The sequence below is a fragment of the Algoriphagus pacificus genome (assembly GCF_017254845.1).
GTDB classification, from domain to species: Bacteria; Bacteroidota; Bacteroidia; order Cytophagales; family Cyclobacteriaceae; genus Algoriphagus; species Algoriphagus pacificus.
Genome location: NZ_JAFKCU010000001.1, coordinates 912548 through 934577, shown reverse-complemented (window position 1 = coordinate 934577; position 22030 = coordinate 912548). Strand labels below are relative to the sequence as shown.

The following is a 22030-nucleotide window of genomic DNA, read 5'->3' as shown; positions in this document are numbered from 1 at the left end:
ATAGCAATAGATTGAGCATTTATCCTGTTGTTAGGGAGTTTTGATTATCACTAAAAATCCCCTTTAATTTTAAAAATTAAACTTTTTCTCAAAGACATTATAATGGGTAAAATCAAAAAGCCTGGCGTTTATATTACCGAAATTAATTCATTTCCAAATTCGGTTGTTCCAGTCCCTACTGCCATACCAGCATTTATCGGATATACACCTAGGGTAAAATTCAAGCAGAAATCTTATAAAAATGTCCCTCAGAAAATCAGCTCTTTTGCAGAGTTTCAAGAAATCTATGGTTATTCTGACTTTCCCAAAGCCCTAGATCCTGCTAAGCAATATAGTCCTGAGTATTACCTTGTAAAGCAAAAAAATCAACCAAAAAAAGACAACTTTATCTCAATAGATGGAAGCTTCTATTCGGTATTACCTGATCCAAATACGATTTACTACCTATACAATAGCATTAGACTTTTTTATGAAAATGGTGGAGGCGAAGCATATATCGTTTCTGTTGGAACCTACGGCCAGCCTTCCAAAAAACCAATCAATCCAGGCAAACAAATTGTAAACCCAAATATTCAATTAAATGCCTTGATTAATGGAGTCGCTTCATTAAAGAATGAGAAAGAGCCAACGATGTACATTTGTCCTGAAGCGACACTCCTATCAATAGAAGAAAATGGAACTTTAATGCAGGAGATGTTACGTCAAAATACTGAAGTTCAAACTGCGATAAGTATTTTCGATGTGATTGGAGGCAGAAACCCAGACCCAACACTCTATACAAAGGATATAGAAAATTTTAGAAATAATACAGGAGAAATTGGGTTGAGTTATGGCGCTGCGTACTACCCATTTATTGAAACCACAATCATGCAAGCCTCCGATGTGGATTTTACCAATTTGTTTGGAGGAGATATTAGCCAGCTTGAATCTATTATTAACCCTGCCGACAATCAAAACCCAAAGATTTCAAAACTTTTAGATGAAATTAAAAATCCTTCCTTACGGATTTCGATAACTCAATACCATAAATCGCTCCTGATTGCCAGTAAAACTTATAACTCAATCATCAATGAAGTTTTAAAATCAATCAATGTAATGCCTGCAAGTGGGGGAATCGCAGGAGTCATCACAAGAACTGATATCCAGCAAGGGGTTTGGAAAGCTCCTGCTAACGCCTCAATTTTTGGAGCAGTGGATTTACCAATCAGAATTACCAATGAGCAACAAGAGGACTTAAATGTTGATGTCGTTTCTGGAAAATCTATTAATGCTATTCGGTTTTTTAATGGAAAAGGGATTTTAATTTGGGGAGCTAGAACATTGGATGGCAACAGCCAAGAAATGAAATATATTTCAATAAGGCGAACCTTGATTTTCTTAGAGCAATCATGTAAATCAGCGGCTCAAGCCTATATTTTTGAGCCGAATACTAAAAATACCTGGGATTCAATCAAATCTATGATCGGATCTTTTCTCACTGGAATTTGGAGAGAAGGTGGATTAATGGGTGCAAAAGCATCTGATGCATTTTCGGTACAATGTGGCTTAGGCTCAACCATGACATCGGTGGATATAGAAAATGGAATTTTGATAGTATCAGTAGGAGTTGCACTAACTCGTCCCGCAGAATTTATCGTTTTTTCATTCGAACTTCAATTACCAACTACTGATTAGGCAATAGAGATTTGATAAAGAAAAATTGGCGCTAACATTAAAAATAGGGCTGTTATACTGTTCCTGTTTTCTATGAAAACCGCATGCAAATGGATTTCATGCTGATATTCATCAATTTCAACAGGGATGCTTTTGCGGAAAAAGTCCTTTTCATCAGAGTACTTTTCAGGAATGGAAGAAGCAATGCTCATAAATCCAAATAGCTGGTAACCTTGTTTGGCTACGAAATAATCATTCTCATCATCCAGCTTATCAATAAGCTGCTCGCTGGTGTTTATAGGATGCTTATATAGCTATTGAGCACAGATAGAATGACGGATCTTATAGATTTCCTCCCTCTCAATTTTTGATGCAATCGTTAAGCATACTTTTTGCTTTTTGGAGATTGAAATCATTTAATATTGGCTTGTTAGCCGACTAAATCCTGAAAAACATTATGGATGTCAGACAATTGCTCACAAAAGCACACTGACTTATTATCTTTTGGAATTGATAAACAGAAAAGTCTCGGAGCTTCAACTCATACTCCTCAGACTTAGGGTGGATTTTAAACTCGCTAAAAATCAACTTCAGGCGAATTCCTTAAATTAGACTATCCATCCTCAGAAAAATTGGGGATAATTCAAATACCAAGGCAAGGAGTTTTCGGTATTTTAGGATAAATCAGGTCTTCGCATTTAACACAAAAACAAGAACCAATGGCAAAAATTATCTACTATGTGGCCAGTTCTATAGACGGTTTCATTGCTGGGCCAAACGATGATATCAGTAGCTATACTATTGGAGGAAAGGGTATCGATAAATACTTATCCGACCTAAAAAAGTTTAATACGGTCATAATGGGTCGTAGAACTTATGAATTTGGATATCAATTTGGACTTGAACCAGGACAACCCGCATATCCTCATATGGAACACTTCATTTTCTCCAATTCATTGGAAATTGAAAATCTGGCTAAATCAGTCCATATCGAGAAAATCTCCTTAGCTCGAGTGATTGAAATCAAAGAGACGGCAAAAACCGACATTTATTTATGTGGTGGAGGAGAATTCGCAGGCTGGCTGCTGGATAATAATCTGATTGACCAAGTGAAAATGAAACTGAATCCAATAATCCTTGGAAATGGAATTCGGCTTTTTGGAAAATCAACAGTTAATAAAAAATTGGACCTGATTGAAACAGAATCATTTGATGAAGGATTAAAAATCCTGACTTACAGTATTGAAAAATAAAGGTCTAGGAACAAAAACATTTTTGCAAAAAAGGAATTGGAGAGCTGTCAGCAAGGTTTTACCTTGGTTTCCGAGATTGGAAAGTCTTTGATTACGAAAGAATCATAAGAACTTTGTATAATACGAGTACTAGAAAAACATTTCAAACCTGGTGAAAATAGGATGAACAAATACTTTCTGACATCAGAATATTTCTATTCAAAAAAACTCTTTTCCTCTGCCTATTTTTCAATAATTCTTGGCCTTCTATCGGGCTTTTCGGTTTTCTTTTTCCTGTATTTCTTTGAGGCTTATGGCATTCAAAAAGGATTATCCTATTCGGGCCATTCCCACCTATTTCGAAGTATCAGCTTTGGAGTGCTTACTTTTTCTTATCTCACGCTATTTGAAACTTGGCTTAAGCCAAAATGGGCAAGTGCACGCTGGCAAAATAAATTACTCTGGTATGCCGGTTTGGTGATTTTAGGCAGCCATCTCATCTTTCTCCTTTTCAATTATTTCTGGAACTGGCAGGAATGGAACCTGGAAGCCTATGGACTGATCATGAAGGAATTTCCGCTGATGATGGTTCTTCCGCTTTCTTTTTATTTGGTTCTAAAAGCCATGACCAAACCAAAAGGGATCGACTCGGATTATCTACTATTCCAATCTGAAAATGGCAAAGACCTACTGAAAGTGAAGTTGAGTGACTTTATGTTTGCAAACTCCTCGGATAACTACATCACTATTTTTTATTTGTCACAAAACCAAAGCAGGCAGCATCTGATCCGCAAACCCTTAAAAGTGCTGGAAGAGGAATTAAAAGACCATGCCGAAATTGAGCGTTCGCACCGAAGTTATTTGGTAAACAGAAGAAATATTCAAGCCATCAAGCAACTCAAAGGGAAAGTGCATGTTGAAATAAATGGTCACAGTTTGCCTGTATCCAAGCAGTTTCAAGAACTCTTTCTCAACTGACCATTCGTTTCGTCCCTCCAGTTAATTTTTCGCCCCAAAAGGGCCAAATTATTCGCTAAACAGCATTCTAGGCTTTCATATTTGTAAAAAACGAAAGTCAATGAAGAACATTTTAAACCTGCTGTTTTTAGGAATTTTCTTGAGTTTATCAATCGGCTGCCAATCAAAAAAAGAGGATGGATCTCTTGATTCTTTGCCGGATCGAACTCAAAAAATAGATTCTCTGATCCAGGCACATTTTCAACAAGACCAATTTCATGGGGGAGTAGTAATTACTGAAAAAGGAGAAACTCTTTACGAAAATTACCTGGGTCTGGCAGATAGAACCTGGGGAATACCCGTGGCGAATGACACCAAATTCGATATTGCCTCGGTCAACAAATCCATGATTGCTGCACTTGTTTTAAAAGGGGTAGAAGAAGGCAAATTCAACCTGGAGGACAAACTGGTGGATTTACTCTCCCCATTTTCTTACCATGGAAGTTTTCACCCAGACATTACCTTACATCACCTGATGAGTCACAGTTCGGGATTACCTGACTATGATGGGGTACCCAAAGAATTGCAGGAAGATTTCTTTTTGCCCTTTAAGCGCTTGCGATTTACGAATGAAGCTTATGTTGATTTCATCAGTACTCTGAAGCCGATCAACAGCCCCGGCCAGCAGTTTTACTACAGCAATTTTGCATATCACCTCCTAGCAATCCTTTTGGAGGAAACTTATGAAATGCCTTTTGCAGAGCTGTTGAAGGAAAAACTGACTCGTCCTTTGGGATTAGAACATACGATCTCTGAAAGTCAAAACGAAGTCATCATCCCACAACTAGCCAGAGCTTATAACTACCAAGAGCAGACAGGAAGCTGGCATGAGAATCGGTTCATTGACCTAAGCTTAGGAAGAAGGATATTTTCTACCCCTTCTGACTTGAACCGATGGGCCCAGGTCATGGATAACCCGGGATGGCTCACCGCAGAATCCTTGACCTTGATGCAGCAAAATCACCAAGCTACCATAGATCAAAATTTCAGCTATGGCTATGGATGGGTGATCATAGACGAAGAAAACAAGAGTAGAATGGTGGATTTGGGAATAAGCCAACCCTACATCATTCATGGGGGGAGTACGGAAGGATACAAAGCCATGCTCATTAACATCAATCATGGAGCTTATGTAATCAGCTTCCTGAGTAATGTGGGAAGTAAAACAAATGAAATCCAACTCGCTAAAGAAATTGTAAACATTCTAATAAACTAAAGATGAAAAAAGAATTGAACTACCTTCTGGGATGTATCCTCTTACTCCTTTCTATCCCTGCTCAAGCGCAAAAAGAAAAGGTCATCGGATTTTGGGAAGTGGAAAATGTAGCGGTTGGGGAAGAAAACATGACGCCTGTTGCCAAATGGTTTAAAATAAACCAAGATGGAACCTACCAAACAGGTAATGGCTGGCTACAAAATGGAGAAGGTCAATGGGATTACGATTCGAAAACAAATAAGTATGCTGCACAAGATGATTTAGATGTGGGGGATGAATTCGGAGCTTTTGACGTCTCGTTTACTGGAGAAAAAATGATTTTCGAACGTGAGGAAGAAGGCATGCATGTAAAAGTGATGTTAGTACCCATCGAAAAATTACCGATGTCACCTACTGATTACCTCGAAGGGTTTTGGGATTTGGTGGAAATCACGGAAAATGGGCAATCCATTTTAAGTGAATTCGATGGAGAGGGCAAGCATAAGTTGTTTATTCGATGGGACAGAATTTACAATAATTTTACTTCTGAAGGGAAAAGGATGTCGGGCTATTGGCATATCAATGGGCATAGACCAGAAATCACCTTACTTCCCCATCAAGGAGATAAAGGCCCCGAAAGCTGGAAAATCGAAGTGAGTGAAAAGGAATTAGTAATGACTGGAATCTCCGACAGCAATCGTGGTATACAACGGAAATACATGAGGTTAAAAAGTTTTTAACCTTCCCCTTCCAATTCCCGTCAATAATTTTGATCCCAATTCGGAATAAAGCCTAAAAATAAAACTCTTTTATATTTGGGAAGTAAATCACCCCAGCCCAAAAGCATGAGTAAAAACATCCTACTTCTATTTTTTCTTGTAGTCATTCAGTTTGCCAAAGCCCAAGAAACAAAAGAAATCTCTATCGGAACTGTTCACCAAATTCACTCCAATCAGCTCAACGAGGATAGGGAATATTGGGTCAACTTACCCGAATCTTACCATGAAGAAGGCAACTCATACAAAAGATATCCACTTCTGATTCTGTTGGATGGAAATGCACATTTTCGATCCATCACCGGGATGGTAAACTACATGAGTTCGGGATACAATGGCAATCGGGTTATTCCGGAAATGATCGTCGTAGCCATTCAGAATGTGGATAGAAGAAGGGACTTTACTCCAGACAAAATCATCACAGTCCGAGAAAATAAATCCGGAGGCGGCGAGAAATTTTTAGGCTTCTTGGAAGAAGAACTCATTCCTGAGCTGGATGCAAACTACAGAACGGGTTCTTATCGCATCCTATTCGGCCATTCCTTGGGAGGTCTGTTGGCGACCCATGCCTATATGAAAGAAAAAACGCTGTTTAATGCCTTTATAGCAGTAGATCCAAGCTTTGGAACTTGGGATGCGGAAACCATGGACCAAAAACTCGAGGCTGTAACCGATCAGTCTTTTGAACGATACCTGTATCTGGCAACTGCAAACTGGGGCAAAAGAAATATCCGAAACCGTGATCGACATGTGAGATTATATGAGTCTTTGAACAGCAAAAGCCCAGGTGAATTCCCTGCCAAGTTGGAGTATTTCGAAAATGAAAATCATGGTTCTGTCCCTCCGATTGCTTTTTATCAGGGCATCTCCAGCATGTTTGATGGATATGGGATCTCTTACAGAGATATAAATAGCCTGGATCAATTGCTTCAGCACTATCAATTGATTTCCCAACGACTTTCCTATGATTTCTCCCCACCAGAATCTCTGGTCAATCAAATCGCTTACACTTTCCTTCAAAGCAGAAACCAAGAAGAGCAAGCTCAAGCTTTAGACTTCTTTCTCTTAAATACTAAAAACTTCCCTGGATCTTACAATGCTTTTGATAGTCTGGGTGAAGCTTATGAAACTCTGGGTGATTCTAAAAAGGCAATTGAGAGTTATCAGCAATCACTGAATCTTAATCCCTCCCATGAACATGCCAAAAACAAAATTGAAATTTTAAGCCAAGGGAAATAAATCCCAATTTTAAAAAATTCAAATTCCAATCGATAAAAAAAGCAAAGGTAAATTTCCCTACTTCACCACTTTTCTCGGAATAGCTGAAGGCAATCTACTCAGCATCTCATTATTCAAAAGCTGGGTCACCTGCGTAAATGAGCTGATATTAATGGTATTGTTATTCTGTCTACCAACTAGCACCACTTCATCACCCACCTGTACATCCGGAATATGGGAAACATCCACCATAAACAGGTTCATATTGATCAAACCCACAACTTGGGCTTTTTTCCCTTTGATCAACACATGTCCTCTATTGGATTGGGCTCGTGGGTAACCATTAGAATAGCCTAAAGGCATCACGGCAACTTTCATATTTTGCGAGGCTTGGTAGGAAGTACCATAGCCGATAAATTCTCCAGCCTCAACATCACGAACATCCATTACATCGGTTTTCCAAGTAAAAATCCGCTTTAACGCTCCATCGGATTGCTTCCCGATTTCCTGCAAATGGGAATAGTAAATATCCGGACTTGGCCAGAAGCCATATTGGGCCACTCCGATCCGAACCATGTCATACACGGTATCCTTGTAAGCCAAAGCCGCCGCCGAACAGGCAATATGTCGGATCTCGGGTACGATATTTTTCTGATGGCATTGCTTTAAGAAATTCTTGAAGCGCTCATGCTGCATGTTGATTTTAAACTGATTCGAAAAGTTCTCCGCCCCGCCAAAATGGGTGCAAAGTCCTTTGAAAGCGATTTCTTTGGAATGCTTCTTCAAAAATGCCAAGGTTGGCAAAAAATCCACCTTAGTCAGCCCTGTTCGATTAGCTCCTGTCTCCACTTCAATGTGCACTTTGGCTTGCTTTCCAGTTTTCTTGGCGGCTTCCAGCACAAGTGCCAAGCGTTCATAATTGAAGACATAAAACTCAATTTCATTTTCCACAGCCCATACAATATCCTCATCATACAGAATCCCCATGATCATCACATCACTGGAATCTGATTTAGCATCCAAAACCTCTTCCGCTTCAAAAGCAGAGGCGGTAGCAAAATGCCCCACCCCAGCTTTTTCGGCCATCTTAACAAAAGACCGGATCCCATGACCATAGGCATTGGCTTTCACCACAGAGGAAATTCTCACTCCCTCTCCGATCTTCTTTCTGATGAAATTAATATTATTCGTCAGCGAAGATTGACTTAGTTCTATTCTCGACGAATGTCTTACCATAATTTTGTTTGTTGATTCCATAGATATGATTTTCCCCAGCTTTCTTTGGCTAGCTTTTCCACTTGGTTGATTTCTTCCTGCGGCACCTCATCCAGCTTGCTTCTCACATTTAAGGTGCTGTAGTGGAAAGCATAAACTCGTGCAGCAAAATGATGAAAAGGCAAAGAGGATTCCCCCTGTTTTTCGCCTTTACCATGCACCGAAGGACGGATTCCCTGTCCCCAATCTTGCCTTCCTTCGTTATTGGGGTTGAGGAAATAAGCCCGTAATTCCGCAGCATCGGTTTCCTCCACACGTAGGAGTGAAATGGCGTGAAAACCTATCATATCTCCCTTATTGCTTGTGATGAAAATCCCTACCGGATTAGGATAAACCATTTGCTGGTTTCCATTGTACTTGGGATGAAAAGCCCCGTAAAAGATTCTGAGATATCCGGGATAATCCATGATGGAGTTACTCATGTAATCGTAACAGGAAGCAAAACCTACCTGAATCCACTGACCATACATGGCTGGATTGACCCATTTATGCGGATCATCCAATCTGCCTGTGGAAAGCCGCATCATTTCATTGTAGATCTTGTCCAAGTGAGGCACCAAAACCACCGAAACCACATCCAGATTATAATCCAGCTGGTCCACTAAGCCTTTGATCAAATTATTGGAAATCAGATTTTGATTCTCAAATCGCATGATCAGGTTATTTTGGGTGGATACCGTAATGATCATATCGATCAATTTGGCAGGTGAATGCTGACTCCACATGCTGATCCCTCTTGCGGATTGGCAAGTCGGATTATTTCCCTGACCAACTCCTAGCGGCTGACCCAAAACCTTGATCGTCCCTCCGATGAGGTACTGAAGAGCCGTCACATCCATATCTGGATCGGTTAGCGACTTCAGAATTCTCTTTTCTACCTGAGGGTTGATTTTGATTTTCCTGAGATTTTCCAAACCCACTCTGACAGGTCTTCTAGAGAACAGGTTTTTCCCAAGCATCCTTGCCAAACCATAAATGCATTGGCAGTTATCCCAGCTCACTGTCTCGAGAATCAGAACCGAAACCAACTCATGGAATTTCTCCCATTCGGCAATTCCCCGATCGTTCAGATCCAAACAGATAGGAACCAAGTTTGGATTCTTTTCTACAATATGTAACAGGAGAAGTGCATGGTAGCCACTGACTAATCCAGTTGCATTCATGTATTCTCCCATTTCATGAGCTTCTGAGGCTAAAGCTGTTTCATTGGCTGTTTCCAAAAATTGCTGGTATGCATCTCTGTCTTGATGCTTTTCAGAGTTCTTGGAAGGTGAAAACAAAGCATGGATGTAAACTTGAATCGCTTTGTCTTTTTCAGAATTACCGGAAGTGTCAAACCTCCGATTCACTAAACTGATCAGTTCACGAGCTTTTTGAGTTCGGATCGGTCGCTGCTCACAAAGCATCCGCACTTCGTCGACCAACTTTTCATAGACTCCTTTCAAGTCCATTTCGGACATGATAAAACCAAAAAGATTAAAAGCTTTTTTCAACTCACGTTCGGTCATTCGCATGCGAGTTTCCTCCGTCGGTTCACGCAGGGCAAACTCCAAATTATGAACAAGCACTTCTTCCATGAAACTCTGTGCATCACCGGCAGAAAGCAGCTCATGGACATCTTCTCCTTTGGCATATCGAAGCATTCTCAATTCGGATAGGGCTTCAAAACTTGAAGAAGGATGTCCATATTTGAGCGTACCTTTCACTAAAAAAGGAACCAATTTATCAGGGTCATTCCAGGAAGTCCCTTGGAAAAAGCCAGCTTGCTCTAACTCCACACTTTTATGATAGAGGTAGGCAAGCCCTGACCGAGTCAAACTCAAAATATCAATGTGACTGGCTAATTTGGTGGCCTTTTCTTTTTTGGACAGTGCTCCAGAGTCGACAAACTCTTGAAGGCTTTGGTCGAAATTAATAAATACCTTATCGGTCGTCAATCCCATTTATTGCTTCAGATTATACATAAAATTCTTCCTCTTCGTAATGCTTGAGCAACTCAGTCATACGATCTGGATCTTCTCCTTTGAAATTGATCGTACCAAAGTGATTCCCGAAACCATTTCGATCAGCACTCAACTTCTGGCCTTCATAAGGAGCAATCAAGGTATGCTCAACGAAATACGGTTCATTGTTAAGAGACTCTGGAATTTCCAATTTTGAGAACTGGCGCTTCTGAGGATAAATCATCACATTTCCATGATAATTTTTAGGCTTAAAGTCTTTCGCAGGGAAGATTTCATCCAGTTCCTCTTCCGTAATATTCGGATCATGACAGATCACAAAAGCTGCCAAAGCATCAAATTCATAGGATTTGGAGCAGAGTTCTAAAATGTGCCCTCCTGGAATTCTGCAGGCTGTTTCCCCGAAGTTAAGCTCATCTTTTTCTGTCAGGAACCATTCTGGATGCACCATTCCATATTCAATTCCAAAGATGTCCACCATCTTCTGCACTTCTTTATGGATCAGATCTCGCTTACTTTCCAGATATCTTCCTTCAGGGATAAAGTTTGAATAACCCAACTTCACATACTCTGTGATATTGAGGAATCTGATTTTTCCTTTGTTAATAAAGGCCTCGCAGGAGAACTCCCGGCCTGGCAAGTGACTTTCTGCCAAACATGGGAAATCGCTATCCTCACATTTCTCATCGACATCACTCATGGAGCGAAGTAGTCTGTGCCCAACTGTTCCGGCTGAAGCGAAAGGTTTGATATGTACCCAGCTATCTTCTTCTCCGTCCAACTGAAGATTAGCCTGATTCAGACGCTTCATAAAGGCTTTCACACCTTCTTTATTAAACACCTCTTCAAAAAGTCCAACACGAAGACCTCCAATCAAGGCTTTTCGCTTCATCATTGCCTTATTACGGAAAAGGAAGGCTCTGTTTAAGACTCTAGGATCTCCTCTATAGATTGAATTTAAAGCACCTGCCCATTCTACCGTTTCTTCATAAAGTGGCACCGCAACATCAGCATCAAATGCCTTAAGCTTTTCAAAAAGATCTAAAGAGTTGGAAGTATCACTCCACTCATCAAGTTGATAAGGAAGGAAAGGGATATTATTTTCTTGTGCGTAGGATTCAAAATCTGGAAAGGAAACCACTACAAAAGGTCTTCCTGTTTTTTGCATACTTTCTATGACGGGCAAACTCCAGCCCATTAATGCGAAACATTTAGCCATGATAAAATTGGATTTAGGGGTTAAAAAACTGATTTACTCGGATGTCTCCAGCAACACAGGCTTGTGTTAAAGAGAATTGGACAGAACAGTCGATAAGTCAGACATCCACTTATACAAGGGTCTTAAGCCGGGGATCGTTCCATTAAATTTCAATCTCTTTACTGAGTGCAAGGAATCTTAGAATAATAGAAGGGATTGATGAAAATTGCTGCTTTCTCGAATCAAAATTGTAAATTGATTGACTTGGAAATCATTAAAAGAAGCTAACCAAACAGCTTATTTTCAGTAATTTGAAATTTAAACAAGTCAATTTATGCCATCCTATACACTATCGGTCAACGATCAAAATCATACAGTAGAAGTAGATAAAGGCACCTCACTGCTTTGGGTGCTTCGAGAACATTTAGGTTTGACAGGAACCAAATATGGATGTGGTATTGCGCAATGCGGTGCTTGTACCATTCATGTAGATGGCTCGCCTATGAAGGCCTGTGTACTTTCAGTGGAGGATTTTTCGAATGGAGAAAAAATCAAAACCATAGAAGGCTTATCTGAACAAGGAGATCATCCACTTCAGAAAGCCTGGGTAGAAGTTCAGGCACCTCAATGCGGCTACTGTCACTCAGGCCAGATTATGCAAGCTGCCGCCTTATTGGAAAACAATCCAAGTCCATCCAAAGAGGAAATCAAGGCGCATATGAATGGAAATATTTGTCGCTGTGGCACTTATTTGAGAATAGTACAAGCGATCCAATTAGCAGCCCAAAACCAATAAGCAATGCTTTCAACATCAAAAAATAACGGAACCTTGAACCGTAGAGAATTTCTAAAATCATCAAGCGGAATCGCATTATTTATTGGAGCTTCTGGGATTTTCCCTGCACTGGTTTCCTGTTCAGACTCAAAGAAAATCCAAGAACAATTCGAAAAGCATGCTATCACAGCTTGGGTAAAGATTTCAGAAGATGGTCAGATCATAATTTATAATCCTGCATCAGAAATGGGCCAGGGTTCCATGACTTCTTTGCCCTTGATTTTTGCAGAAGAAATGGATGCCGATTGGTCCAAAGTAAAAGTGGAGTTTTCCCCTCAGGAAAGTGAAACTTACGGTTCTCCGGGCTGGGCTCCGGGCAGTAAAATGATGTTTACGGTAGGCAGCAGAACTACCAATAGCTATTTCAATACGATGCGAACAACCGGTGCCCAAGCAAAAGCTATTTTGCTCCATGCTGCAGCTCAGCATTGGAAAGTGCCTGTAGGAGAGTTGAGTGCGGAAAACAGTGTGGTTTCCCATACTGGCTCGGATAAAACGATTACTTACGGAGAGTTGATTCCCTATTTAGTTGCGGTAGAGTCTATGCCGGATATATCAGAGGTACCTCTGAAAGCCCCGGATAAATTCAAGTTAATTGGAAAAGAAATCCCAAGGACAGAAATACCTTCAAAAGTTGATGGCACTGCGCAGTTTGCCATTGATGTCCGCCTTCCTGACATGGTTTATGGAGTTTTGGAAAGAGGAAATCTCCATGGCGCAAAACCTACTTTGCTCAATGAATCTGAAATTTTGGGTATGGAAGGAGTGATCAAAGTTGTTCCCTATGATTATGCCATCGGTGTGATAGCTTCCAAATTAGAGCAAGCTTTGAAAGCGAAAAGCCAACTCAAAATTGATTGGAGCAGCTCAGATGCTTCAGGCTTCAATTCCGAAGAAATCTATCAGGAATACGAAAAAATTGCAGCTCAAAATCAAGCAGGAGAGGTCATCACAGAAGAAGGAGATGTTTCAAACGCCCTTCGAAATGCTTCCAAAGTTTACCAAGCCGATTATAAAAACGATTACGTTTATCATGCTCAATTAGAGCCACTGAATGCAGTGATCCAAGTGTCGGAAGATTTGCAGAAAGCAGAAGTTTGGGTCGGCAGCCAACAAGGAATGGATACGAAACTCGGTGTCCCAAGAGTATTGGGAATCCCACCTGAAAATGTCAATGTCCATTTGCAGTATTTGGGAGGCGGTTTTGGAAGAAGAAGCCTTAGTGACTTTGTGGAAGAATGTGCTGTTTTAGCAAAAGAAGTAGCTCCAAAACCCGTCAAACTCATTTGGACCAGAGAAGATGACCTACGCTATGGTACTTACCGACCGATGTCGCTGCAACGTATCAAAGCAAGTGTTGACGCTTTAGGAAATATCAATGCATTTTCCCATACAGTTGTGGGAGATGGAGGAAACTTGGTAGCCAGTGGAATCCAAAATGATCACTATGCCATTCCGAACCAGTTTGCCGATTGGAGATCAACTACCCACGGGGTTCGATTGAAGCATTGGCGTTCGGTTGGACATGGCCCGAATAAATTCGCCATCGAATCCATGTTAGATCAAATTGCCAATGACCAAAAAATGGATCCAGTCGATCTTAGGAGAAAGCTAATGGTCAATTCTCCTAGGGCTTTGGCTACTTTGGAGAAAGCAGTAGAAATTTCCAATTGGGCCCAACCTTCACCTGAGGGTTATGCCAAAGGAATTTCATTTGTGGAACATGGTTCTTTGGGTACTGGAGTTTGTGAGATTTCTCTGAATAAGGAAACTGGTGAAATCAAAGTGCATCGCGTTTGGATTGCTTTGGATGCCGGAACCATCATTCAACCTGACAATGTCAAAGCCCAAATGGAAGGAGGAATTATCATGGGCATCAGCAGTGCTCTCAAAGAAAGAATTTCTGTAGTGGATGGTCAGATCCAGCAAAGTAATTTCAATGATTATTCTTTGTTGAGAATGCAGGATTCCCCTGATAGCATTGAAACAGTTTTAATTCCATCTGGAGAAACTCCCCAAGGAGTTGGAGAAACAGCCACCCCCATGGTGGCAGGAGCCATTGCCAATGCTTTCCTTCAATTAACCGGAAAACATTTAAGGCATATGCCATTCACCCCAGAGCGGGTTTTAGAAGCTTTGAATTCTTAATGCTCAAAGCAATTTCAAAATAATCAAAAGCACCTTCTGAAGAAAATTCACTTCAGAAGGTGTTTTTTCTTTAACCAATACTAGAATCGATGTATGCAATTTTATTTTCTGCCAAGCGACCCAAAGCCCAAACTCCGGATGGAGCAGGCAAGATTCCCGGAAGCGTCCCAGCTACAAAATCCTGATATACCTCCTCTTGGTTCAAGCCCATTTTCTGAGCGACAAACATTGAATTTACTTTCCGAGCCATATCACAGACGCAGAAGACCGCGCCTTGCTCCTGCAAGTCTTTAATTCCTGCGAGTCCAGGAAGTGGAAATACTCCGTCTTCAGGGATATAATATGGATTCTTCAATGTCGGCTTCTTGGTGATAGGGTCATTGAAACCAAAAAATTCACCCAACTTGTATTTTGCAATTGTCTGATCATTCAGGGCAAATAACATCCCATGGTGGCGAAGAACATTGAAAATCCCCAGCTGCTCACCTGGAGTTCCGGTTTCCGCATTGGTCATATAGTACACATTAGACCAGATAAATCCCCAATGATTGGCTTGGGAAATATCATAAGAAACTGGATGTTGTTTTTTCCCTATCTTTTTGATTTCCTCATCCAGTTCAGCTCCTCCCGCTCCCAAATTTTTCATGGCAAAATCAGGAGATGAATCTGTTTTGATCTTGGCCTGTAGGCTATTCGGAAGTAAACTGATTCCCGTTGCAACGGCACCTGTGGCGAATAGTCCAATAAAATTTCTGCGTGATTGTAATGTTTCCTCTTTCATGATAAATAATGTTTTGAGATTTGAATTGATTAAAAATGCCTTTTCGAGGAAGAGACTTCTTAGCCGCAAAATGATCTATATCAAACCTAGATCTTTCCCTGATTTACCAGATAGTCCTAATTCCTCTTTACCCTTTTGTTTAAAATTGAATTTGAAAGCTTGATACCAGAAGCCCTTTTCTTCAGGTCAAAAAAGTAATTTCTGATTGCTCAAAGTTGGGAAGAAGACAAAGGGCATACTACACTCTAATGAGTGATTTTTAAAAATCACACAATTGTGTGATATGATTAGATGTACTGAAAACCAGATAAATAGGCCGAAAAATTACTCCATTGTATTGGTTCAAAAGATCAATTATTCGACAATCTTTAAGTTTTTGCTTGGACAGAAAACTGGCTAAAAAGGGAAGAGGAAAAATGAATAGAATACAAAACGCCTTTTCACTAGGATTCAATAAACCCCTAATTGCATAGTACCAAAATATTGATGGATATTCCTAAAAATGAGTATTTTACAAAATAATAGACTGGACTTGAGGAAGAAATTAGAATGAAATAAACCGTAGGATTTGAAAAAAACTTAAAAACATCTGATAAAATGAGAAAATACTTCTTCATAGTCCTCAGCATAGTACTTTGGATAATTATGGTCATAGGTTTTTCTGATAATTGGCTAACTGACATTCATCAACCAAGTAACTCACAACCCAAATTTCTCATCCATGCATTTTTTGCATTTAGCTGGTTTACTATGCTGGTTGTTCAAAATGGACTTATCAGAAAAGGAAATATAACTGCCCATAAAAAAGCGGGGAAAATCGGTTTTTTGATTTACATAGGTTTTCTCTTAAGTACCTTACCCCTTTACCTCAAAGAATTCGCGCCATTATCTATCATGGTTTTTAGCCAACTTGTTTTTGGATCGATTTTAATTGGATTAGCCTATTACAACAGAAAAAAAGATACAAATAAACACAAGGCAAATATTATGTTGGGGTCATTCATGCTTATTCAACCCGCTTGGGACCGTGCCGTGGGACATTTATTTGGAGATTTCGGATTAGAATGGATCCTGTTTTTTGTCCTGATATATGGACTTTTTATTTGGTATCATAAAAAGCTAAAATGGCAAATAGCTGTTGGGTTTATCATTTGGGCAGCAGGCTTTGCAAATGTGGTCAGTCATATGGCTTAAAAAATTCACTGATCTAAATACCAACTGAAATTATCATTTAGAATCTTCTGCTTTTCGGTCCGAATAAATTCAAGGAATGCCTGACTGATCGGGGAGAGTTTTTTGCCTTTGAGCCAGATCAAGCGCCATTCAGTTTTGATGGGTAAATCCGGTGAATCAAGGACAAATAATTGGTTTGAGACCAATTCATTATGGATCCCTATCATCGGCATGATGGAATAGCCCAATCCTGCAATAACTGCTTGTTTTACTGCCTCATTGGATGTCAATTCCATTCGCTTTCTCTTTTTCCCTTGATGCTCTTCAAAGTATTTTTCCATTGCCATTCGGGTGGCAGAACCTTCCTCTCGGTAAATCAATGGCTTTTTTTCATCTCTCAAATCCTGGTTTCCCACCAAATAAAGCTTGTTTTCAATCAAGACTTCTTCTTCCACAGGAAGCTTATCAGGCACAACCGAAACCATCGCAAAATCAATCTCATTATTCTTTAGACTCTCGATAACCCGGGTTTTATTTGTCACATCCAAAATCAGGTCAATACCTGTGTGCTTTTCCATAAAGCCTGATAAAAAATAGGGGATTACGTACTTTCCTGTGGAAGCTGAGGAAATACTCAATTTCCCGGTCAAAATCCCTTGATAGGCTTGCGTTTTATAAGTGATATTATCCAATTCCTGAATTACCCGCTCGGCAACTTCCGCGATTTCCCTCCCAAAATCAGTAATGTACAATTGACGACCAATGACTTCTGTCAATGGGATTTCAAACTGATCCTGAAGATTTTTTAGCTGGATAGAAACTGCTGGCTGGGTCATAAAAAGTTCCTCTGAGGCCTTCGTGATACTTTTTGTCTGAACCACTTTGAGAAAGATCTGCAATTGATGAATCGTGTAATTCATAACATTTGTTTATGTATATCATAATAAATATAAATAAAAATTTATAAACAAGATTCCCAAACTTTGTGGCGTAAACAAAAAATAATTGAAGCATGATACAATCAGAATTGACAGAAAAGGAACTCACATCAATCAGTGAAGAAAGCCTTATTCATGGAGAATTTACTCCAGATAATGCCTCAGAAATCATCAATCACATGATCTCCAAAAAGATCAATTTCCACGAACGTAGAAATTTCAGTAGTCAAATCAGATTTGGTGAAGTGGATCAACATTCAGTTGTAAGGATCCAAGAACTAAAAGCCTGTAAAGCCTCGCTAAATGCAGTAATCCAACAAGCGAAAGAACAGGGCAAGAAACTGAAAGTCTCTTCAAGTATTTCGTTAGAACTTATTTAATCGAAAGGAATAGCTATGAATCATAACTTACTTTCTTTTATAACCTTGATTTCCCCGGTAGTCTTTATTTTGACTGTTATCGTTTCTTGGTTCCAACCGGGGATCCGACCAATCTTTCTGAAAAAACTGGCGACTGTCGCTTCTATTCTAAGTATTTCAATCGCCGCTATTAGCGGTTTTTTTGTGGCCAAATATTCTTTATTGGAAACTCCAATGGAAGGCTTGGCAGCATGGGGATTCGTCATCAGACTGGATGTGCTGAGTATTTTAATGCTGAACATGATTGCTTTGCTAGGATTCATTGTAATCAGATTTAGCTTGAATTACTTAGACGGGGATGCTCGACAAGGCGTATTCATCGGAAGATTGGCTTCTGCCATTGCCTCGGTTCAGCTGCTGGTTTTATCCGGTCATTTGGGAATTCTGTTTATCTCTTGGGTTTTGACAAGCATGTCCCTTCATAGACTACTGGTATTTTACAAGGATAGACCTGGAGCAATCATCGCAGCCCGTAAAAAATTCATTGTGGCAAGACTTGGAGATGTCAGCTTATTAGCTGCCTGTATCCTACTCTACTTTCAATTTGAGACTGGCAACCTAGAAGTAATCTTTCAAAGCATCCAAGCAAACCTTGCCTCTGGCATCTCCATGCCAGGTATCGAGTCAGTTGCGATACTCTTGGCATTGGCAGCAATTTTAAAATCCGCCCAATTCCCAACTCATGGTTGGTTGATTGAAGTTATGGAAACACCAACACCGGTTTCAGCACTTTTGCATGCGGGTTTGCTCAATGCGGGTCCATTTCTGATTATCCGCATGGCCTTTGTAATGGATGCAAGTAGCTATGCTCCCTTGATTTTACTAGTGATCGGAGGCTTTACTGCCCTATTCGCATCAGTTGCCTTCCTTACCCAGACTTCAATCAAAACTGCCTTGGGGTATTCGAGCGTGGCTCATATGGGATTTAGCTTGCTGACCTGTGGAATGGGAGTTTATCCTGCAGCTATGCTTCACCTAGTCGCACATTCTTTTTATAAAGCACATTCCTTTCTTTCCTCTGGAAGTGTAATCGAAGTAATCAGGGCTTCGAAAGTCAAAGACGCTAAACGTATAGGAAGCCCTTTTAGAATTCTTCTCGGGATCTTACTTGCCTTAGGACTATACACAGCGGTAGCGATGATTTGGGGTATTGACCCCCAAAAAGAACTAGCCTTATTAGGAATTGGCGGAGTGATCATCCTCGGACTTTCCAGATTATTTTCCTCTGCAATTGATTCTGATGGAGGAAAGCAATTGATCTTGAAAGCAACGGGTTTATCAGTTCTAGTCACCCTCTCATTCTTCTCGCTGGAATCAGGAGCACATTTCCTTCTTTCTTCTCAGATTCCGGAACTCATCCAGCCAACTCTTTTAGAAACCGTTCTAATCGGGATGGTTTTGGTAGCCTTTGGAGGGGTGGTCTTGATCCAGATTTTGGCACCTAAACTTTCCTCTAGTCCAGCCTATTTGGCACTGGCCATCCACTTGAGAAACGGACTATACATAAATACTCTCTTTGATAGAATTGTCAGATCCTTATACACACACAAACCAAAGTCTCAGCCAATCTATGTTACAAAGCCTCTAAAACAGGAATCCAAACAGGAGAAGGTCTTTGAAAAATCCTTTGCTGAAGTATCCTAATTGTCTAAAACTATTCAACCTATCAAAAGTCATCGAATGATCCCTTCTAAAACATCAAGCATGAATACAATCGAAAAAATGGAAAAAGAACAGAAATCCTTGGTTAATACCATGCGATCTGCTTGTAAGAAAATCGCTCCGGTCTGGCCTCTTGAGAATTTTGTAGCGGTCAATCCTTACCTAGGTTTTACTGGGAAAAAATTTGATCGGGTAGCACAGGAACTTGCTGCGACAGGAGATATTCACATGACCATGCCTTCCTCGTTCTACCTTCAAAAAATAAAGGAAGGAAAGTTGAAAAAAGAAGACATTCTTAAAGTACTCAACCAAAAGAATAGCAAGATTGGATATAGAGAATTTATCCAGTCATTGGAACAAATTTCAGATTCCGAAGGATCCATGATCCAGATTTCAACGGTTGGGGATTTGGCTACTCAAGTCACTCAAAAGGACTGGAATCGCTTTATTACTGCCAGAATCTCACAATGGGCTGCATCATACTTTGATAAGGGACAAGCAATCTGGATAGCTGCTGATCAAAAAGAAAGCCCTTTTAAAGCTTGGAAGATTGAAGCTGAAATCGATAGAACGCCCGAACTCAGCGGACTCAAGGATTTTAGAAAAATTGTTAAATCTCTTCCTAATAACCCCATTTCGGCAACTCAAAAAGCATTGGACATGCTAGGGATAGAACTTGAAAACTCTTCCTTTTATCTCCATAGATTGCTGCTGAAACAGGGCGGTTGGGCAGCTCATACCGCAAGACTAGATTGGGATCAGGAGCTTTATGGAGGAAAAGATGGACAATTGATAGAGCTTCTGGCGGTCTTGATTTGCTGGGAAGCTTGTTTGATGGAAAGCCTACAAGACCAAGAACTTCTCAAAATTTGGGAAGAAGAAAAAAAGCAATGGGCATCCTACCAAGAAGGTCTAGAAGAAAATCAACAACTCGCACATAATTTAATTCTACAGGAAGCTTTCGATTTGGCAACACAACGTGAGCTGATAGAAAAATTTGAAAGAGTCAAAGTTGAAACTAAGACTCAAAAAGAGCAGGCCAAAGCTCAGGCAGTTTTCTGTATCGATGTGCGCTCGGAGGTCTTCCGAAGAAACCTGGAACTTGTGGACAACTCAATAGAAACCTTAGGTTTTGCCGGATTCTTCGCTTTCCCTATCAATTACGTTCCCTTGGGACATGAAATCGGCGAAGCTCAATGCCCGGTTTTGTTGAAAACGGGACCAACAATTTTAGAGCAAATCCCAGATTCTGAAAAGAACCAGCAGGCAATAAATGAGCGGGTTTCTGCCCATCAGCTTAGTAAAATCTGGAAGTCCTTTAAATCAGGAGCTGTCACCTGCTTCAGCTTTGTCAGCCCAATGGGACTTTCATACCTGCCAAAAATCTTTACCGACTCCTTCCGATGGACCAGGCCGGTTCCTCATCCTGATCAGGTGGGAATTTCCACCAACTTGTTAAAAAACAAAACGGTCAATTTGGAGGCACATGAACACCAAAATGAAACTGCAGGAATTCCTCTGGAGCAACAAATCCAAATGGCCAAAAATGCTCTGAAAGCTATGTCTTTATCTGATGATTTTGGAAGATTTGTCCTGATCGTGGGCCATGGATCTAGCACCGTCAATAACCCACATGCTACAGGCTATGACTGCGGGGCTTGTGGAGGACATACTGGAGAGGCAAATGCTAGAGTAGCAGCAACAGTTCTAAATAACCGAGAAGTGAGAACTGGTCTTCTCCAGGAAAATATCTTCATCCCTATCAATACAATTTTCCTTGCCTGTCTACATGATACTACGACTGATGAGGTGAGCATTTTCAACGAAAACGAGGTTCCAGCTTCAAGAGCACAGGAACTGAAGGAGCTGAAAAACTCTCTAAAAAGAGCTGGCCATGCCGCGAGAACAGAAAGATCGCTTCGAATGGCGAATCAAAAGAAGACTAGTGTTGAAAAGATGATTTTCGCTAAAAGTAAGGATTGGTCAGAAACAAGACCAGAATGGGGTCTGGCAGGATGCTCAGCCTTTGTAGTTGCGAATCGGGAAAAAACCAAAAACTTGAATCTTGAAGGAAAATCCTTCCTCCACTCCTACGATTGGAAAAAAGATGAAGGATTTAAAGTTCTGGAACTCATAATGACCGCGCCGATGGTAGTGACCAGTTGGATCAACCTGCAATATTTTGGGTCGACAGTGGACAACAAAAATTTCGGTTCGGGAAACAAAACCTTACACAATGTCACAGCCGGGCTGGGAGTTCTAGAGGGATTTTCAGGAGATCTGAGAGTGGGACTTCCGATTCAGGCAATCCATGATGGAGAAAATTACCAGCATGAGCCGAACCGATTAAACGTCTTTATAGATGCACCGATGGAAGCCATGAACAACATCTTGGAGCGAAATCCATCTGTCAAAAATCTTTGTGACAATGGCTGGATCTATCTCTTTGCCATGGATGAAAATGGAAAAATATCAAACCGATATGCAGGCGATTTAAATTGGGAAAGTACAGCTCAAAATGCTGCATAAGACGTGGCTTTAGCTGAAAA

The 22030-nt window shown here is 40.4% G+C and carries 18 protein-coding genes; 12 read left to right on the top strand and 6 right to left on the bottom strand.

Going from position 1 to position 22030, the window contains the following annotated elements; translation table 11 throughout:
* Positions 1-102 precede the first annotated feature (102 nt).
* Positions 103-1674 (top strand): phage tail sheath family protein, encoded by a 1572-nt coding sequence (locus tag J0A69_RS03980; RefSeq protein ID WP_206585211.1) that lies wholly within the window; start codon positions 103-105, stop codon positions 1672-1674.
* Here J0A69_RS03980 and J0A69_RS03975 read toward each other — a convergent pair.
* On the bottom strand, positions 1671-1865 hold the full coding sequence (locus J0A69_RS03975; protein WP_206585210.1) for a hypothetical protein: 195 nt from the start codon (positions 1863-1865) through the stop codon (positions 1671-1673). The two genes, J0A69_RS03980 and J0A69_RS03975, sit on opposite strands and share 4 nt — an antisense overlap.
* A gap of 507 nt (positions 1866-2372) precedes the next feature.
* Between J0A69_RS03975 and J0A69_RS03970 the strand changes: the two genes are divergently transcribed.
* The 5 genes from J0A69_RS03970 (at position 2373) to J0A69_RS03950 (ending at position 7112) form a co-directional block, all read left to right on the top strand.
* The gene (locus tag J0A69_RS03970; RefSeq protein ID WP_206585209.1) at positions 2373-2906 is read left to right on the top strand and encodes a dihydrofolate reductase family protein; all 534 of its coding nucleotides are present in this window, start codon (positions 2373-2375) and stop codon (positions 2904-2906) included.
* A gap of 162 nt (positions 2907-3068) precedes the next feature.
* The gene (locus tag J0A69_RS03965; RefSeq protein WP_206585208.1) at positions 3069-3863 is read left to right on the top strand and encodes a LytR/AlgR family response regulator transcription factor; all 795 of its coding nucleotides are present in this window, start codon (positions 3069-3071) and stop codon (positions 3861-3863) included.
* 100 nt (positions 3864-3963) lie between these two features.
* On the top strand, positions 3964-5118 hold the full coding sequence (locus J0A69_RS03960; protein ID WP_206585207.1) for a serine hydrolase domain-containing protein: 1155 nt from the start codon (positions 3964-3966) through the stop codon (positions 5116-5118).
* A 2-nt stretch (positions 5119-5120) separates the two neighbouring features.
* Positions 5121-5837, top strand: a complete 717-nt coding sequence (locus tag J0A69_RS03955) for a hypothetical protein (protein WP_206585206.1) — start codon at positions 5121-5123, stop codon at positions 5835-5837.
* 105 nt (positions 5838-5942) lie between these two features.
* Entirely contained in the window at positions 5943-7112 is a 1170-nt protein-coding gene (locus J0A69_RS03950; protein WP_206585205.1) for an alpha/beta hydrolase-fold protein, read from the top strand.
* Positions 7113-7169: 57 nt separating this feature from the next.
* Here the strand turns inward: J0A69_RS03950 and alr are convergent, their stop codons facing one another.
* From alr to J0A69_RS03935, 3 genes are read right to left on the bottom strand one after another with little or no spacing between them, the layout of a single operon-like run.
* Positions 7170-8348 carry an alanine racemase gene (gene alr / locus J0A69_RS03945; RefSeq protein WP_236032614.1) on the bottom strand — a complete coding sequence of 393 codons (1179 nt, stop codon included), beginning with the start codon at positions 8346-8348 and terminating at the stop codon, positions 7170-7172.
* A complete protein-coding gene (locus J0A69_RS03940; protein ID WP_206585204.1) occupies positions 8321-10309 on the bottom strand; it encodes a hypothetical protein in 1989 nt (662 codons plus the stop codon). Before J0A69_RS03940 ends, alr begins: the two co-directional genes overlap by 28 nt.
* Before the next feature lie 13 nt (positions 10310-10322).
* On the bottom strand, positions 10323-11546 hold the full coding sequence (locus tag J0A69_RS03935; protein ID WP_206585203.1) for an ATP-grasp domain-containing protein: 1224 nt from the start codon (positions 11544-11546) through the stop codon (positions 10323-10325).
* A gap of 313 nt (positions 11547-11859) precedes the next feature.
* Between J0A69_RS03935 and J0A69_RS03930 the strand changes: the two genes are divergently transcribed.
* Positions 11860-12321, top strand: coding sequence for a (2Fe-2S)-binding protein (locus J0A69_RS03930; RefSeq protein WP_206585202.1), 462 nt, complete (start codon positions 11860-11862; stop codon positions 12319-12321).
* 3 nt (positions 12322-12324) lie between these two features.
* A complete protein-coding gene (locus J0A69_RS03925; protein WP_206585201.1) occupies positions 12325-14508 on the top strand; it encodes a xanthine dehydrogenase family protein molybdopterin-binding subunit in 2184 nt (727 codons plus the stop codon).
* Between the two features lie 70 nt (positions 14509-14578).
* On the opposite strand, the gene J0A69_RS03920 is transcribed toward J0A69_RS03925, so the two are convergent.
* Positions 14579-15289: a Tat (twin-arginine translocation) pathway signal sequence containing protein gene (locus tag J0A69_RS03920; protein ID WP_206585200.1), complete on the bottom strand. Its 711-nt coding sequence runs from the start codon at positions 15287-15289 to the stop codon at positions 14579-14581.
* A 597-nt stretch (positions 15290-15886) separates the two neighbouring features.
* Here J0A69_RS03920 and J0A69_RS03915 point away from each other — a divergent pair.
* Positions 15887-16483: a hypothetical protein gene (locus J0A69_RS03915; RefSeq protein ID WP_206585199.1), complete on the top strand. Its 597-nt coding sequence runs from the start codon at positions 15887-15889 to the stop codon at positions 16481-16483.
* Between the two features lie 5 nt (positions 16484-16488).
* On the opposite strand, the gene J0A69_RS03910 is transcribed toward J0A69_RS03915, so the two are convergent.
* Positions 16489-17382, bottom strand: a complete 894-nt coding sequence (locus tag J0A69_RS03910; protein WP_206585198.1) for a LysR family transcriptional regulator — start codon at positions 17380-17382, stop codon at positions 16489-16491.
* Positions 17383-17474: 92 nt separating this feature from the next.
* Here J0A69_RS03910 and J0A69_RS03905 point away from each other — a divergent pair, with 92 nt between their 5' ends.
* Genes J0A69_RS03905 through J0A69_RS03895 form a run of 3 tightly spaced genes read left to right on the top strand, consistent with a single transcriptional unit; the run spans position 17475 to position 22010 of the window.
* On the top strand, positions 17475-17780 hold the full coding sequence (locus J0A69_RS03905) for a hypothetical protein (RefSeq protein ID WP_206585197.1): 306 nt from the start codon (positions 17475-17477) through the stop codon (positions 17778-17780).
* 15 nt (positions 17781-17795) lie between these two features.
* Positions 17796-19463, top strand: a complete 1668-nt coding sequence (locus tag J0A69_RS03900) for a proton-conducting transporter transmembrane domain-containing protein (protein WP_206585196.1) — start codon at positions 17796-17798, stop codon at positions 19461-19463.
* Between the two features lie 60 nt (positions 19464-19523).
* Entirely contained in the window at positions 19524-22010 is a 2487-nt protein-coding gene (locus J0A69_RS03895; protein ID WP_236032611.1) for a YbcC family protein, read from the top strand.
* Positions 22011-22030 lie beyond the last annotated feature (20 nt).